This window comes from Pseudomonas sp. R4-34-07 (assembly GCF_003852375.1).
GTDB lineage: Bacteria > Pseudomonadota > Gammaproteobacteria > Pseudomonadales > Pseudomonadaceae > Aquipseudomonas.
The window spans coordinates 1,846,618-1,862,071 of sequence record NZ_CP027760.1 but is presented as its reverse complement, the minus strand read 5'-3'; the positions used below and the strand labels follow the sequence as shown (position 1 = coordinate 1,862,071).

15 protein-coding genes are annotated in these 15,454 nt (G+C 62.9%); 7 read left to right on the top strand and 8 right to left on the bottom strand.

Annotation, left to right across the window (positions count from 1 at the left end; genetic code table 11):
- The first annotated feature begins 233 nt into the window (after positions 1-233).
- Entirely contained in the window at positions 234-998 is a 765-nt protein-coding gene (locus C4J85_RS08555) for a response regulator (RefSeq protein WP_124409430.1), read from the top strand.
- Positions 998-2,032 carry a HAMP domain-containing sensor histidine kinase gene (locus tag C4J85_RS08550; RefSeq protein WP_124406735.1) on the top strand — a complete coding sequence of 345 codons (1,035 nt, stop codon included), beginning with the start codon at positions 998-1,000 and terminating at the stop codon, positions 2,030-2,032. The genes C4J85_RS08555 and C4J85_RS08550 overlap by 1 nt, the downstream gene beginning before the upstream one ends.
- Here the strand turns inward: C4J85_RS08550 and C4J85_RS08545 are convergent.
- From C4J85_RS08545 to C4J85_RS08510, 8 genes are all read right to left on the bottom strand, one after another.
- On the bottom strand, positions 2,029-3,090 hold the full coding sequence (locus tag C4J85_RS08545) for an AI-2E family transporter (protein WP_124366445.1): 1,062 nt from the start codon (positions 3,088-3,090) through the stop codon (positions 2,029-2,031). The two genes, C4J85_RS08550 and C4J85_RS08545, sit on opposite strands and share 4 nt — an antisense overlap.
- A 72-nt stretch (positions 3,091-3,162) precedes the next feature.
- Positions 3,163-3,981, bottom strand: a complete 819-nt coding sequence (locus C4J85_RS08540) for a DUF4892 domain-containing protein (RefSeq protein ID WP_124409429.1) — start codon at positions 3,979-3,981, stop codon at positions 3,163-3,165.
- Between the two features lie 102 nt (positions 3,982-4,083).
- Entirely contained in the window at positions 4,084-4,938 is an 855-nt protein-coding gene (locus C4J85_RS08535; protein ID WP_124362001.1) for an alpha/beta hydrolase, read from the bottom strand.
- The gene (locus tag C4J85_RS08530) at positions 4,935-5,738 is read right to left on the bottom strand and encodes an alpha/beta fold hydrolase (RefSeq protein WP_124409428.1); all 804 of its coding nucleotides are present in this window, start codon (positions 5,736-5,738) and stop codon (positions 4,935-4,937) included. Before C4J85_RS08530 ends, C4J85_RS08535 begins: the two co-directional genes overlap by 4 nt.
- 97 nt (positions 5,739-5,835) lie before the next feature.
- Positions 5,836-6,279 carry a hotdog fold thioesterase gene (locus C4J85_RS08525; RefSeq protein ID WP_124361999.1) on the bottom strand — a complete coding sequence of 148 codons (444 nt, stop codon included), beginning with the start codon at positions 6,277-6,279 and terminating at the stop codon, positions 5,836-5,838.
- Positions 6,280-6,351: 72 nt separating this feature from the next.
- Positions 6,352-6,801, bottom strand: coding sequence for a phosphohistidine phosphatase SixA (sixA, locus tag C4J85_RS08520; RefSeq protein ID WP_124409427.1), 450 nt, complete (start codon positions 6,799-6,801; stop codon positions 6,352-6,354).
- The gene (locus C4J85_RS08515; protein ID WP_124361997.1) at positions 6,798-7,145 is read right to left on the bottom strand and encodes a DUF4389 domain-containing protein; all 348 of its coding nucleotides are present in this window, start codon (positions 7,143-7,145) and stop codon (positions 6,798-6,800) included. Before C4J85_RS08515 ends, sixA begins: the two co-directional genes overlap by 4 nt.
- Before the next feature lie 10 nt (positions 7,146-7,155).
- Positions 7,156-8,181 (bottom strand): NAD(P)H-dependent glycerol-3-phosphate dehydrogenase, encoded by a 1,026-nt coding sequence (locus C4J85_RS08510; RefSeq protein ID WP_124403567.1) that lies wholly within the window; start codon positions 8,179-8,181, stop codon positions 7,156-7,158.
- Between the two features lie 195 nt (positions 8,182-8,376).
- On the opposite strand from C4J85_RS08510, the gene C4J85_RS08505 reads away from it, so the two are divergent.
- The 5 genes from C4J85_RS08505 (at position 8,377) to fabB (ending at position 15,335) form a co-directional block, all read left to right on the top strand.
- Positions 8,377-10,509, top strand: coding sequence for a TonB-dependent siderophore receptor (locus tag C4J85_RS08505; protein ID WP_124409426.1), 2,133 nt, complete (start codon positions 8,377-8,379; stop codon positions 10,507-10,509).
- 1 nt (position 10,510) lies between these two features.
- Positions 10,511-11,440 carry an ABC transporter substrate-binding protein gene (locus tag C4J85_RS08500; protein ID WP_124366439.1) on the top strand — a complete coding sequence of 310 codons (930 nt, stop codon included), beginning with the start codon at positions 10,511-10,513 and terminating at the stop codon, positions 11,438-11,440.
- Positions 11,437-13,338: an ATP-binding protein gene (locus C4J85_RS08495; protein ID WP_124370179.1), complete on the top strand. Its 1,902-nt coding sequence runs from the start codon at positions 11,437-11,439 to the stop codon at positions 13,336-13,338. Before C4J85_RS08500 ends, C4J85_RS08495 begins: the two co-directional genes overlap by 4 nt.
- A gap of 249 nt (positions 13,339-13,587) precedes the next feature.
- A complete protein-coding gene (fabA, locus tag C4J85_RS08490; RefSeq protein ID WP_003210552.1) occupies positions 13,588-14,103 on the top strand; it encodes a 3-hydroxyacyl-[acyl-carrier-protein] dehydratase FabA in 516 nt (171 codons plus the stop codon).
- A gap of 11 nt (positions 14,104-14,114) precedes the next feature.
- Positions 14,115-15,335, top strand: a complete 1,221-nt coding sequence (gene fabB / locus C4J85_RS08485) for a beta-ketoacyl-ACP synthase I (RefSeq protein WP_124366438.1) — start codon at positions 14,115-14,117, stop codon at positions 15,333-15,335.
- Positions 15,336-15,454: the final 119 nt, after the last annotated feature.

The window sequence follows — 15,454 nt, the reverse complement described above, 5'->3', positions numbered from 1 at the left end:
ATCGGCGCGGATTGTAGCGCAAGCGGCGCCGTTGCGGGATCCGATGATCGGTAAATACTGATTTGGGCGTTGATGGGCGCCGGTTTGCGACAATTATTTCAAAGCCGATACATTCACGACATGCGCCCAACACGCCCCACCGTTAGCCTCGCCGCATGACCGACCGTCCAGCACTTCCAGCCATGGGGCTGGGCGCCTATGCTGGCCGTAACAATCAGGTAGATGATCGCACTATGCAGACTCCTTCCGTCCCGGTAAACGACGAGCGCCCAGGCGCGGTGATCGCCGACGACAAGCGCTGGAACACCCGTGCGCTGATCGTCGATGACGATGTGCCGATTCGTGAATTGCTGATCGATTACCTGGCGCGCTTCAATATTTTCGCCACGGGCGTGACCGACGGCGCGGCGATGCGCCTGGCCATGCAAGCCGAGACCTTCGATGTGGTGGTGCTCGATCTGATGCTGCCGGGCGAAGACGGCCTCACCTTGTGCCGCTGGCTGCGGGCTGAATCGGACATTCCGATCCTGATGCTCACCGCCCGCTGCGAGCCCACCGACCGTATCATCGGCCTGGAACTGGGCGCCGACGACTATATGTCCAAACCCTTCGAACCGCGCGAACTGGTGGCGCGTATCCAGACCATCCTGCGCCGGGTGCGCGATGACCGTACCGAGCAGCGCGCCAACATCCGCTTCGACAACTGGCGCCTCAACAGTGTGTTGCGCCAATTGGTGGCCGACAATGGCCTGGTAGTGCCGCTGTCCAACGCCGAGTTCCGCCTGCTGTGGGTGTTCATCGAACGCCCGCGCCGCGTGTTGAGCCGCGAGCAATTGCTGGATGCCGCACGCGGTCGCTCCATCGAAGCCTTCGATCGCAGCATCGACCTGTTGGTGTCGCGCCTGCGCCAGAAACTGGGCGACGACCCCAAGGCCCCCCACTTGATCAAGACCGTGCGCGGCGAAGGCTATCTGTTCGACGCGCGGGATATCGGTTGATGCGCGCCACCTTCAATACGTTGTTCGGGCGGCTGTTCGGCGTGTTGCTGGTGGCCATCGTGCTGGCGCATGCGCTGGCGTTCTTCTGGTTCCATCATTACGGCCCTCCGCCGCCACCGCCGCCGGAAACCTTCGTCGAGCAGCCGGATGGCTCGATGAAACCGTTGGCCAGGCATCAGCGCCCCTGGTTCGGCGGCCCGGTGGTGCCGCTGACGTTTCAATTCATTTCGCTGATCATCGCCGCCTGGTACGGCGCCAAGCTGTTGAGCCGGCCGATCCAGCGCCTGAGCGCGGCGGCCGAGCGTTTGAGCCTCGACCTCGACAGCCCGCCGCTGGACGAATCCGGGCCTCGCGAGGCACGCCAGGCCGCGTCAACCTTCAACCTGATGCAAAGGCGCATCCGCGAACAAGTCAGCCAGCGCGCACGCATGCTCGGGGCAGTCTCCCATGACCTGCGCACGCCGCTCTCCCGGCTGAAACTGCGCCTGGAACAGATCGAAGACACCAAGCTGCAAGGCCAGATGCGCCAGGACCTCAACGACATGATCGGCATGCTCGACGCCACCTTGAGCTACCTGCACGAACAGCGCACCAGCGAGACCCGCCACTGGCTCGACGTGCAGGCGCTGGTGGAATCGCTCAGCGAAAACGCCCAGGACCAGGGCAGCGATGTGCAGGTGTGCGGCACCTGCGCGCCCTTGCAGGTGCAGCCGATGGCGTTGCGTTCGTGCCTCAACAACCTGATCGACAATGCCCTGCGCTATGCCGGCTCGGCGCGCGTGGAACTGGCCGACAGCCGCGGCGCCCTGATGATCCGCGTGATCGATCACGGCCCTGGCATCGCGGCCGATAAGCGCGAAGCGGTGTTCGAACCGTTCTTTCGCCTGGAGGGCTCGCGCAACCGTAATTCCGGCGGCGTCGGCCTGGGCATGACGATCGCCAAGGAAGCGGTCGAGCGCCTCGGCGGCCACCTGAGCCTGGACGATACGCCAGGCGGCGGTTTGACCGCCGTAGTGTGGCTGCCGAGGGCTTAGAGCGGCTTGTCTTCGCGCCGCGCCTGGGCCTGGGTGGCGCTCCAGTCGGTCAACAAGCTGTAGGCCACCGCGAGCAAGGTCGGGCCGATAAACAGGCCGATAAAGCCGAACGCGATCAAGCCGCCGAATACGCCCAGCAGCACGATCACCAACGGCAGGTTGCCGCCACGGCTGATCAGGTAAGGCTTGAGCACGTTGTCGACGCCGCTGATGATGAAGGTGCCCCACACGCCAAGGAACACCGCGTAGGTGTAGTCACCCTTCCACGCCAACCAGGCCGTGGCCGGAATCCACACCAGCGGCGGGCCCATGGGAATCAGGCTGAGCAGGAAGGTGACGCCGCCCAACAGCAACGCGCCAGGCACCCCGGCGATCAGGAAGCCGATCAGCGCCAGCACGGCCTGGGCGGCGGCCGTGCCGATCACGCCATTGACCACCCGTTGCACCGTACCGGCCACCAGTTCGATGTAATAGCTGGCGCGGTCGCCGATCAGGCGCTCCAGCAGACGGTGCACGAACATCGCCAGGCGCGGCCCGTCGCGGTAGAAAAAGAACACGAAGACCAGGCTCAAGGTCAGCTCGAGAATGCCGCCGCCGATTTGCGCGCTGCGCGCCAGCAACCAATTGCCGACCTGGCCCAGGTAAGGCTTGAGGCTCTGCATCAACGCCGCGCCCTGTTGGTCGATGCTGTCCCACGTCGCCACCAGCCGCTCGCCGATAAGCGGGATCGAGCCCAGCCAGGTGGGCGCATTGGGCAAGCCGTCGACCTGGATATCCTTGATCAACACGACGGCATCGCGCACATGGTCCGCCAGGTTGAACCCCAGCCACACCAGCGGCAGCGCGACCAGCAACATCCAGCCCAATGTCAGGATACCGGCCGCCAGTGATTCGCGACCGCCCAGCCCACGGGTCAGCAGTACCATCAGCGGCCAACTGGCAAACGCCAGCACCGCGCCCCAGAACAGCGCCGACCAGAACGGCGCCATGACCCAGAAGCTGGCACCGAACAGCACCAGCAGCAGGATTTGCACCAGCAGGCGATCGTTATTGAGCATCGGGTATCTCGAAAAGAGTCATGTAGGAAGACAGCTTAGGCGAACGGCGCGGGTCCGTTCGCCCTGTGGCGCTTAGCGTATCAGATGCAGATGCAGGCCTTCAGCCTTGCCTGTGCCGGTTTCCAGGCGCGCGGCGCGTACACCACTGTCGATCAGGCCCTGGCGCCAGGCTTCGGCGCCGGGCCCGGTCAGGCTGACGCGCAGGTTGGTATCGAGGTTCAGCGCACGGGAAATCAAGGTCAACCAGGTGGCGTCGGGCTCGGCGCCGAGCGCGGGAAAGTCCAGCTCGCCGGTGCTTTTCAGCTCACGCAACAGGGTTGCCGACGTGGGCAGAAGAGTGCCCAGCGGCGTGCTGGCATCCAGTTGCTCGACATGCAGATAGGCGCGTCGATTGCCACGGGTAATGCCGTACAGCGCCACCAGCGAGTTGTCCTGGGGGGCCGCCAGGCGCAACAGCAGGTATTCCTGCTGGCCATCGGCCCCGACCAGCTTGGCGTTGCCGAACACTTCATTGGCCCACAGGCTGCTTTCGCCACAATCGCGGGCCTGGCACCAGAACAACAGCTGCGCGCCCTGAGCCTGCAAGGCTTCGCGAGTGGCGGTAAAGGCGGCGCTGGAGCTGTGCTCGGCGGGCAGCTCGTAGGTGATCGCAGTGGTTGGACCGCGTGCGGTGGCCTGGGCTTCGGAGCGCAATTGACCGCTGATCTTGCGGATCGCACCCATGGGGTAGATGCGTTCCTTTTCTTCAGCAGGGCGATAGTCGACGATCTGCGCGTCCACCTGGCGGGCAATGGCCGGTAAGTCCTGGCTTCCCGGTACATCGGCGGCGAACACCAGCGGGCTGAAACAGCACAGCCCAAAGGCACGGATACAGCCTTTACCCAGGCTCATCGGATCAATAAGCCGTGGCCATGGAGGGTCGCAGCGGTTTCAAGATGGTTCATGGTTGACTCCCTTTCAATCCGCCCAGCCTCGGCAGTTGACCGCGCCAAGTCAAGGCGCGGAGAAGAACCGATTGAAACAGTCTGCAACAAGAACCGCACCGGGCTCGTCATTCAGGTGCAAATGATGGCCACCCGGCAGCGTCGTCACGGTAAAGGGCAGCTGTGAAAGCAATTCGGAATGTTTCGCCAACAGCCCGTCAGCCGCGACCACCAATTGCGTGGGGCAACTCACGCGTCGTACGAACGCCATGGCTTGTTCATCGGTCAGGCGCATCGGTGATGCCAGGGTCAGGCGGCTGTCGCTGCGCCAGGTATAGCCACCCGGCACCGGCATCAAACCGCGCTGGGCCAGCAGTTCGGCGGCTTCGCGGCTGACCGCGACGAGGCCATGCATGCGCGCCTCGACCGCCCGATCCAGGCTCGCATAGACCGGCTTGCGCTTGCCCTGCAGGCTCAATTGCGCCTGCAATGCCATGCCCAGCCGCTCGGCCGCATTCTCGCCGCGGGCGGTCGGCGGGATCACCCCGTCGATCAGCCCCAGGTGCGTTACGCGCTCCGGTAAGGCTCCGGCCAGCACCAGGGAAACGATGGCGCCGAGGGAATGGCCAAGTAATGCAAAACGTTGCCAGCCCAGTTGCTCGGCCACTTGCAACACATCGTGGACGTAATCCCACACGGCGTAACCGGCCCCGGCCGGACGATGTGCCGAGTGCCCGTGCCCGGCCATATCCAGCGCGACGATGCGCAAACCCTGCAGCTTCGGCGCCAGGCGCGCAAAGCTGTTGGCGTTGTCCAGCCAACCATGCAGGGCGATGACCGGCAAGCCATCTTCAGGCCCGAACAGATGCGCGGCCAGCTCGATATGCGGCAGGCTCAGGCGTACTTCTTCCACGGGCGCGCTCATGCGCAGCTGCGCTCACGGGCCTGCCAGCGGGCAAACAGGTGCTTGATCAAGGTGGCGGTGTCCTGGGGTCGTTCAAGGGGGAACATATGGCCGCCGGGCATGGTGAGCATCTCGCCCATGGGCAGGCGACCTACGCCGCTGACATGATGGCGCATCACCACACGGCTCTGCCGGCCGCGCACCACCGCCAGCGGCACTTTCAACTGGCGCACCTGGCCGGGGCTGGTGTGAGGCACGCCCCGGTAGATGCTGATTTCCGTCGCGGGGTCGAAACGCAGACGCAGACGGTCGCCCACAGGCAGCAGACCATGTTGCAGGTACGCCTCGAAGCACTCGGGGTCGAAACCGCGAAACAGGGTCTTGCCGGCGAAGTAAGCGCGCGCGGCGTCCAGGTCGGTGAATTCTTCGCGACGGCCCAGGGTGCGTCCGGCCGGAGTCAGGCGATCAATCAAACCAAAGCGTTTGGCGGCGCGAATCACCCAGCGATCCGCGCGGGTCAACACCGGCGAGTCCAGCATCACCACGCCACGGTACAACTGCGGGCAGCGCATGGCGGCGTGCAAATGCAAGACCCCGCCCAGGGAATGGCCGACGCCCCACACCGGCTCCGGTTGCTGCTGCAGATGGTGGATCAGTTCATCGACCAGGTTCTGCCAGTTATCGTCCACCGGGAACCTGGGGTCGTGGCCGTGCTGCGGCAGATGCGCCACCGTATATTCGGGGGCCAGGGCCGCGAACAACTTGCCGTAGGTGGCCGACGGGAAGCCATTGGCGTGGGCGAAAAACACATGCTGCGACATAGCGGCGCGCTCTCCAGGAACAGAGGTTGATTGTCACCATGCCTGGCGTTCACGGCAATGACCGTAACCGCCAGGAATGATGACACTCACGCCATGTCTATCGCGCCGGAGGCTGTTCGCCCAGGGGCACCACGGCCACGGTCAGGCGCGATACGCAACTGGCCTTGCCCTCGTCGTTGGTCAAGCGGATGTCCCACACTTGGGTCGTGCGGCCGATATGAATGGCCCTGGCCACCGCCGTTACGCGCCCGCTGCGCACACCGCGCAGGTGATTGGCGTTGACCTCCAGGCCCACGCAATAGAATTTGCTCGCATCGACGCACAGGTAGGCCGCCACCGAGCCCAGGCTTTCGGCCAGTACCACGGAGGCGCCGCCATGCAACAGGCCGTAGGGCTGATGGGTGCGGTGATCGACCACCATGCTGGCGGTGATGGATTCGTCGTCGAAGCTTTCAAAGCGAATATCCAGCAATTCACCGATAGTGTTTTTCTGGCTCGCGTTGAGCTGTTCGATATTCGGTTGCGTGCGCCACAGGCTCATGGGACTGTCCTTATTGGTTTTATTACGATCCTAATCCTGACACACAACGGCATTCCAGATAAGCGCTATAGCTTATGGATTTTCAACGCTGACCAAGCTCATCAACCCTGCCAATGGGAAGTCACCCTCCAACAGCGCGAGGCTGGCGGTATGCATCGGCTGCGGCTGATGCGGGTGCCCGTGCTGCAAAAAGCCGATCAGGTTGCCCACCAGGGGCTGATGGCTGACCAGCAGCACGTTGTCATCGGTATCGAGTTTTTCCAGCACCTGCGCCGGGCTGTCCTCTGGCGTAAGCCACGGCACCGTACGGATCTGCGGCTCGAACCCCAACACCTCGCGCACCAGTTGCGCCGTCTGCTGCGCCCTCGCATAAGGGCTGGCGATGATGGCACTGAGCGGCTGGCCGATCAGGTGCGCTGCACTGCGCAACACTTCAGCCCGGCCGTGCTCGGTCAGGTTGCGCTCGGCGTCAGTGCGTGCATGAGCTTGGGCTTGCCCGTGGCGCAGGATCCACAATTTCATAGCTTGGGCTCTTCATCACGCACCGGGTGCGGTGCTGGCGGCACGCTATGCGCGGCTTCACCTTCCGGTGCACGCGGGGTTGGCCAATCAGCGAACGGCCAGGGTTTTTGCTCGGTGTGGAAGCTGCCGAAGCGACCGATCTGCGCAAGGAACTGGCTGAGGCTGTCGCCAACGTTCATCAGGCTCAGGTTCGGCGCGCCATAGATCAACCGGTAAATCAGTTGCACCACCACCAAGGCGCCGAGCACGAACTGCGCCACCTGCCACACCAGGGCAAATACCAGCATCCACAGGATGCGCAGCACAATGGACTCATACTTGGGGGCTGCTTTCGAATCGTTCATGCCGCGTTCCTCAGTTGAAACCGCTGGTGGAAATAAAGTCGACATCGGTTTTCGGCTCGGCGCGCATCAGCAGCTCGATGACCTGGTCCAAGGTGCGCCCTTCAAACAGGATCGCGTGCAGCCCGGCAACCAGCGGCATGTACACCCCGACTTCCTGAGCCTTGGCCTTGAGCACCTTGAGGGTGTTGACCCCTTCGGCCACTTCGCCCAGGCGAGTCACGGCCTCTTCCAGGCTCAACCCCTGGCCCAGCGCGAACCCGACCTGATAGTTACGGCTTTTCGGCGACGAGCAGGTGACGATCAGGTCGCCGACGCCCGCCAGGCCCAGGAACGTCATCGGGTTGGCGCCCTGATTCACGGCGAAACGGGTCATCTCCGCCAGAGCACGGGTAATCAGCATGCTCTTGGTGTTTTCGCCCATCCCCAAGGCCACGGCCATGCCGGCGATGATGGCGTAGACGTTCTTCAGCGCACCGCCCAGCTCGACGCCGAACCGGTCGGCACTCGCGTAGACGCGGAAGGTGCGACCGTGCAGCACCGCCTGGACGCGCTCGCACAGTTGCTCGTCTTCACTGGCGACCACCGTGGCAGTCAGCGCATGCTCGGCCACTTCCCGCGCCAGGTTCGGCCCGGACAGCACGCCAATGCGCGCCTGGGGGGCGATCTCCTGGAGGATTTCGCTCATCAGCTTGAATGTCTGCGCCTCAATACCCTTGGTCAGGCTGACCAGCAGCTTGCCCGCCAGGCGTTCGGCGTGGGGCGCCAGCACCGAGCGCAACGCGCTGGAAGGCAGCGCGACAAAGCACAGGTCGCAGGCGGCGAGGGTTGCCAACAGATCGGTAACGGGTTCGACCGCCGGATGAATCTTGATGCCTTTAAGGTAACGCGGGTTTTCCCGATGCACGCGAATGGCCTCGGCCTGCTCGGGATCACGCATCCACTGGCGCACGGCGTGGCCGTTCTCGGCCAGCAGGTTAGCCACGGCGGTACCAAAACTTCCGCCTCCCAGGACCGCGATAGGGCGCTGTTCAGTCATATGCAATCCGTTAATCCATACCAGTGGCGATGGCGGCATTATACGGGGCGACCTGCTTGCGGCCAGCCCCCGTGTGAATTCGTGCGCTTGTCGGAAAATGCCACACTTGAATGAAGTTATTGCAGGTCTCACGACTGGCAAAAGGCCTCACCTCAGTTAACATGGGCGGCTATCCGCAATTATCAAGGCCGCGCCGTGTACCTGGGCCCTCCTCCCCGCTCATCCCTGCTGTTGATGCTGCCGTTGACCCTGGCGTGCAGCGCCAGTGCGTCGGCCGACGATCTGTTCCTCGACAGCCAACCGCTGCCGCAGGTATTGACCGCCACCCGTCTCAAGCAATCGGCCGCGGCCGTACCCGGCAGCATGACCGTGATCGACAGCGAGTTGATCAAGGCCAGCGGTGCGCGTGACATTGCCGAGCTGTTGCGCCTGGTGCCCGGGATGATGGTCGGCTACACCACCGGCAATCAGGCGGCGGTGAATTACCACGGCACCAGCGCCAGCGATGCACGGCGCATGCAGGTCTTGATCGACGGACGCTCGGTGTACCGCGCAGGCCTGGCCACGGTGGACTGGAGCGATATTCCAGTGGCCATGGAAGACATCGAGCGCATTGAGGTGTTTCGTGGCCCCAATACCGTCAGCTACGGCGCCAATGCGCTGATGGCGGTGGTCAATATCCTCACCCGTTCACCGGCCAACAGCCAGGGCACGCGGGTGAAGGTCATCCGCGGTGAACGCGGGATCAACGATGTCTATGCCAGCCAGGGCGTGGGCTGGGAAACCGGCGACTTGCGCCTGTCGCTGTCCGGGCAACAGGACGATGGTTTTGACAGCGATGCCGCCGGTGCCGACCGCCGAGACAGCCGCCGCCTCAGCCGTTTCAGCCTGGCCGTAAGCCAGACGTTGAATGCGCAACAGAGCATCGACTGGCAGCTGGATGCCAAGGAAGGCACCAATCAGCGTCCCTATACCTACACTCCGGTGTTCGCGGGGATTACCGAGGGCGGCACCAATTCCGACGTCACCGCCAAGGACTACGCGGGTTCAATGCGCTGGAATTTTGACTTCAACCCCGACCACAGCCTGTATATCCAGGGGTCGGCCCAGCAATGGAACCGTCGGCAGATCTGGAAAGCCTGTGACGCCAAGGTTTCGTTCAGCCCCGAATTGACCCAGCTGTGGCAGCTCAACCCCAACTACGCCGAAAAGCTGGCGCGGCACATGGATCAGTTCAGCCAGGGTAGCGCCCCGCCCGGCAGCGCCGCCGAGCAGGCGTTGGGCAACCAGGTACTGGACCAATGGCGCAACGGCGCCAGCCAAAGCGTGTGCGGCGATATCGACCAGAGCACCCAGGAAAGCCGCTACGACGTCGAGCTGCAAGACACCCTCAGCCTCTCCGACAGCCTGCGCCTGGTCAGCGGAATGAATTACCGCTACGACCGCGCCGACTCCGACACCTACTTCAACGGAACGCTGGACGACACCACCTGGCGCCTGTTCGGCCACCTGGAATGGCGCGCCAGCGAACACTGGCTGCTGCAAGGCGGCGCGATGTACGAAGACACCCACTTGAGCGGTAACTCGCTGACACCCCGCGTGGCGGTCAACTACCTGATCAACCCGCGCCACGGTCTGCGGGCGGTGTACTCCGAGGCGATCCGTTCACCGGACATGTTCGAGAACAACGTCAACTGGAGCTACCGCGTCACCAACCTCAGTTCGCCGGTGTATGGGCAGAATTCCGGGCAATATTTTGTGGTAACACGCGGCCCGGGCAATCTCGATAAAGAGTTGATGCGTTCGCGCGAACTGGGCTACAACGGCTTCTTTGCCGACCTCGGGTTGAATGTCGACGTGAAGCTGTTCTATGACGAAATCACCGACATGATCAGCTCGCCGTTGCGCAACAACCAATACATCGCCAGCAACGCCAACAGCTCGCGCTTTACCGGTGCCGAATCCCAATTCGACTGGCGCGTGAGCAGCGCCGACCGCCTGCGCCTGACCTACGCTTACGTCGACGCGAGCACCAGCAACCCGCTGGACAAAGCGCAGACCGCACGCAACAGCGGCTCGGCCGGCTGGTTGCGCGAATGGGGCCACGGCTGGTCCAGCGCCTTGTTTTACTATGGTGACGACGCACTCAACGAGTATCGCTTCGAACGGGTCGACCTGCGGGTGGCCAAGCGCATTGCCCTGGGCAAAACCAACGTGGAGCTGGCCGGCATGCTGCAACAACGCCTCGATAACCAGCCGACCACCTGGCCCGACAACCATTACGACCATCGCCATGTGCTCTACTTCAGCGCGCAGTTAGAGTTCTGACATGGGCGACTCGTCACGGATGACCCTCCCTGTCGTTTCAAGGCTGTGGCGCAAAGGCTTGCTGCTGGCGTGCCTGCTGTTCACGAGGCCCGTGTGGAGCGCGGAAATCCTGCTGACCGCCGCCGAGGACGGTGCCGGCGTCCAAGCCTTTACACAGGCCCTCGCCCAACAGCGCCCCGAAGACCATGTCTCCTTCACCCTGCTGCAAAACCTGCCGGCGCCGAGCCAGTTGCCCGCCACTACCCGCCTGATCCTGCTCGACCTGCCCGGCCTCGACTGGCGCTTGCAGGACAGCCAGGGCCCGCCGACCCTGGTGCTGCGCATCAGCCGTCTGCAAGCCCAGCAACGCCTGGGCGGCGCTCACCCGGCAAAAATCAGCCTGTTGTGGAGCGATCCGCCGCTGACGCGCCAGTTGCGCCTGATCGCCAGCATCGTGCCCCAGGCCCGGCGCATCGGTGTGCTTTACGGTGCCGACAGCGAATTCCTGCTGCCCGAGCTACACCGGTACGCGGCGCCGCTGGGCCTGGAAATCGTGCCGCAACGCTGGGACAACACCAATGACAGCCGCCCCCTGCAAGCCCTGTTCAAGAACAGTGACGTGCTGCTGGGCCTGGACGATCCGCAACTGTACAACCCTAAAACCGCCAAGAACCTGTTATTGAGCAGCTATGCCCAGCAATTGCCGTTGGTGGGGCCCAATGCCGGGTTTGTCCGCGCTGGGAGCCTGGCCAGCACTTACAGCGACCAGCCTGACTGGCTCGCGGTACTCGACCGGCTGCTGGACCACCCGCCTGCCAACTGGCCGCGCACGCTCTACCCGGAACATTTCAAAGTGGTGGGCAACCCGCAAGTCGCGCGCTCACTGGGCATCGAACAGGTCGACGAAGCTGCCGTCGCCGCCCGCTTGGCCGAAGGAGACAGACGCCCATGACCTTGCGCCGTCGCTGGGACATCAATACCCGCACCCAGCTCATCACCCTGGGGCCCGCGCTGTTGCTGACCTTGCTGTTGATCAGCTTCTTTACCTTCGTGCGTATCCAGGACTTGCGCCAGGAACTGGACCACACCGGCCAGTTGATCGCCAACCAACTGGCGCCGGCCACCGAGTACGGCGTTATTTCCGGCAACAACGAGGTGCTCGACACCCTGCTGCGCGCGACGCTGGCCACCCCCCACGTGCGCTTCCTGGAGATTCAGGACAGCGCCGAGAACATTCTGGTGTACGTCGAGCAGCCGTCGGAGAAACACGACCGCTCACTGTCGGTGAAGGTGTTCCAGGCACCGATCCGCTTGCAACATATCCAGTTGGGCAATGACTTTTTCCAGGACAACCTCAACGAACCCACAGCGCCGCGCGCGGATTACCTGGGCCGAGTGATCGTCGGGATGTCCAACGATGCGTTCAGCCAGCGCCAGCAGGAAATCCTGTTCAAGGCCGGCATCCTGGCGCTGTTCGCGCTGTTGTTCACCTGCCTGCTGGCGCGACGCCTGGCCGCCAGCCTGTCGCAGCCGATCAGCGCCATGGGGAATGCGGTGAAGGCCATCCAGCAGGGCGACTACAAGACACCGCTGCCGATTGTCGATGACTCCGAACTGGGCGATCTGGCGCGGCACATCAACAACCTGGCCGCCGGCCTCAACCAGGCCAGCCGTGAACAACAGCAGGCCATGGCCCAGCTTATCCAGACCCGCGAAGAAGCCGAGCGCGCGAACAATGCCAAGTCGGACTTCCTGGCGATGATGAGCCATGAGCTGCGCACGCCCATGAATGGCGTGCTGGGCATGCTGCAACTGCTGGAAACCACCGAAATGACCGAAGAGCAGGCCGAGTACGCGGCGCTGGCCTCCGAGTCCACCGAGCACCTGCTCAAGGTGATCAACGACATCCTCGACTTTTCGCGTATCGAACGGGCCGCGCTGGAGCTGGAACATATTTCCTTCAACCTGGCCGAGCTGATCAGCAGTTGCGCCCAGGCGTTCCAGCACAGTGCGCAGCAACGCGGGCTGGCCCTTGAGCTGCCGATTCCATCGGGCATGGAAGCCCTGCGGGTGCGCGGTGATCCGACGCGTATCCGGCAGATTCTGGTGAACCTGATCGGCAATGCCTTGAAGTTCACCGAGCACGGCACGGTACACGTGCAGCCCCACTGGCAAACCCTGGACCATGAACTGGTGTGGTTCACCTGCACCGTGCGCGACAGTGGTATCGGCATTTCCGCCGAGCGCCTGGAATTAATGTTCGACGCGTTCCAGCAAGCCGACAGTTCCATTTCAAGACGTTACGGCGGCACCGGCCTCGGCCTGCCGATTGCCCGTACGCTGGCCGAACGCATGGGTGGCACCCTGCGCGCCCAGAGCGAAGAAGGCCGGGGTTCGGTGTTCACCCTGGAAATTCCGCTGGCTATCGATCAACAGAGCCTGCCCGCCATCGCCCCGGACGCCGTGGGTAAAACCAGTGCGGGCGACGGGCGGCATATACTGCTGGTGGAAGACAACCCGGTTAACCGTACCGTGGTCGAAGCCATGCTGCGCAGCCTGGGCTTCGAAGTCAGCCTGGCCACCGATGGCGCCGAGGCGATCCGCAGTGCCGAAAGCCTGATTTTCACGGCCATCCTGATGGATTGCCGCCTGCCATTGATCGACGGCTACGAGGCCACCCGGCGCATCCGCCAGCTGCCGGGCTGCGCCGATCTGCCGATTATCGCCCTGACCGCCAACGCCTTGCAGGGCGACCGCGAAGCCTGCCTCGCTGCTGGAATGAACGATTACCTGGCCAAACCGTTCAAACGCACGGATTTGCAGCAAATCCTTCAGCGCTGGGTGAACTAGCTGTCGCGTTCAAGCCAAGTCCGACTGGCGTGGAAGACGAAAGTGCGGCAGTCTTAGGCACCCGAACGGGCCGATAAACAGGTCCGGTTTAACATTTCAGTGAACAAGTGTACATTGAGTACCTTGATGCTGTGACTTTCACTACAACGCAATAGTCTATGTGTAGGCTACCGCTATGAGGCATGAACGCTTCATTCGGTTCGGGAAGATTTGCCCTACCCTGCCGCATGGGATTATTGAGGAGCTCGCATGACCAAACAAAACGCCTTTACTCGGGAAGACCTGCTGCGCTGCAGTCGCGGTGAGCTGTTCGGCCCAGGTAACGCGCAACTGCCCGCCCCGAACATGCTGATGGTTGATCGCATCACCCATATCAGCGAAGAGGGTGGCAAGTACGGCAAAGGTGAATTGGTCGCCGAGCTGGATATCACCCCTGACCTGTGGTTCTTCGCCTGCCACTTCGAAGGAGACCCGGTGATGCCGGGCTGCCTGGGCCTCGATGCCATGTGGCAACTGGTCGGCTTCTACCTGGGCTGGCAAGGCCTGCCGGGTCGCGGTCGCGCCCTGGGTTCGGGCGAAGTGAAGTTCTTTGGCCAGGTCCTGCCGACCGCCAAGAAAGTCACCTACAACATTCAAATCAAGCGCGTCCTCAAGGGCAAGCTGAACCTGGCCATTGCCGACGGTTCGGTGACTGTCGACGGTCGCGAGATCTATACTGCCGAAGGCCTTCGGGTCGGCGTATTCACTTCCACTGACAACTTTTAAGGGTTATCCGCATGCGCCGCGTCGTTATCACTGGTCTGGGCATCGTTTCTTGCCTGGGCAATGACAAAGAGACCGTCACCGCTAACCTGCGTGCAAGTCGCCCTGGCATCCGCTTCAACCCGGAATATGCCGAAATGGGTCTGCGTAGCCAGGTTTCCGGCTCCATTGACCTGCCCCTCGAAGAACTGATCGATCGCAAGATCTATCGCTTCGTCGGCCACGCTGCCGCCTACGCCTACCTGGCCATGAAAGACGCAATCGCCGACTCCGGCCTGAGCGAAGACCAGGTGTCGAACGTACGTACCGGCCTGATCGCCGGCTCCGGCGGCGCATCCACCCTGAACCAGATGGAAGCGCTGGACATCCTGCGCGAAAAAGGCGTGAAACGCGTTGGCCCGTACCGTGTCACGCGGACCATGGGCAGCACCGTTTCGGCTTGCCTGGCCACGCCGTTCCAGATCAAGGGTGTCAACTACTCGATCTCCTCGGCCTGCGCCACCAGCGCCCACTGCATCGGCACTGCCGTTGAGCAGATTCAACTGGGCAAGCAGGACATCGTATTCGCCGGCGGCGGTGAAGAAGAACATTGGAGCCAGTCGTTCCTGTTCGACGCCATGGGCGCGCTGTCCACCCAGTACAACGAAACCCCGGAAAAAGCCTCCCGCGCCTACGACGCCAAGCGTGACGGTTTCGTCATCGCCGGCGGTGGCGGCATGGTCGTGGTCGAGGAACTGGAACACGCCCTGGCCCGTGGCGCCAAGATCTACGCGGAAATCGTCGGCTACGGTGCGACGTCCGACGGCTACGACATGGTTGCGCCAAGCGGTGAAGGCGCTATCCGTTGCATGCAGATGGCGATGTCCACCGTGGACACCCCGATCGACTACCTGAACACCCACGGCACTTCGACTCCGGTCGGCGACGCCAAGGAAATGGAAGGCGTGCGTGCGGTATTCGGTGACAAGGCGCCGAAGATCAGCTCCACCAAGAGCCTGTCGGGTCACTCCCTGGGCGCCGCTGGCGTTCACGAAGCGATCTACTGTCTGCTGATGATGGAAGGCAACTTCATGGCCGGTTCGGCCAACATCGACGAGATCGACCCGGTCGTCGCCGATATGCCGATCCTGACCAAGACCGTTGAAGATGTAAAAATCGACACCGTGATGAGCAACAGCTTCGGCTTTGGTGGCACTAACGCCACCCTGGTGCTGAAACGCTGGCAGGGCAAGTAAGGCCTGTAGCTTGATCCAATGAAAAGCCCCGACTGGTTCGGGGCTTTTTTATGGGCCATTGAATGAGACCGGGTCACCTGCATCGGGGGCAAGCCCCCTCCCACATTTGGCCGAGTTGG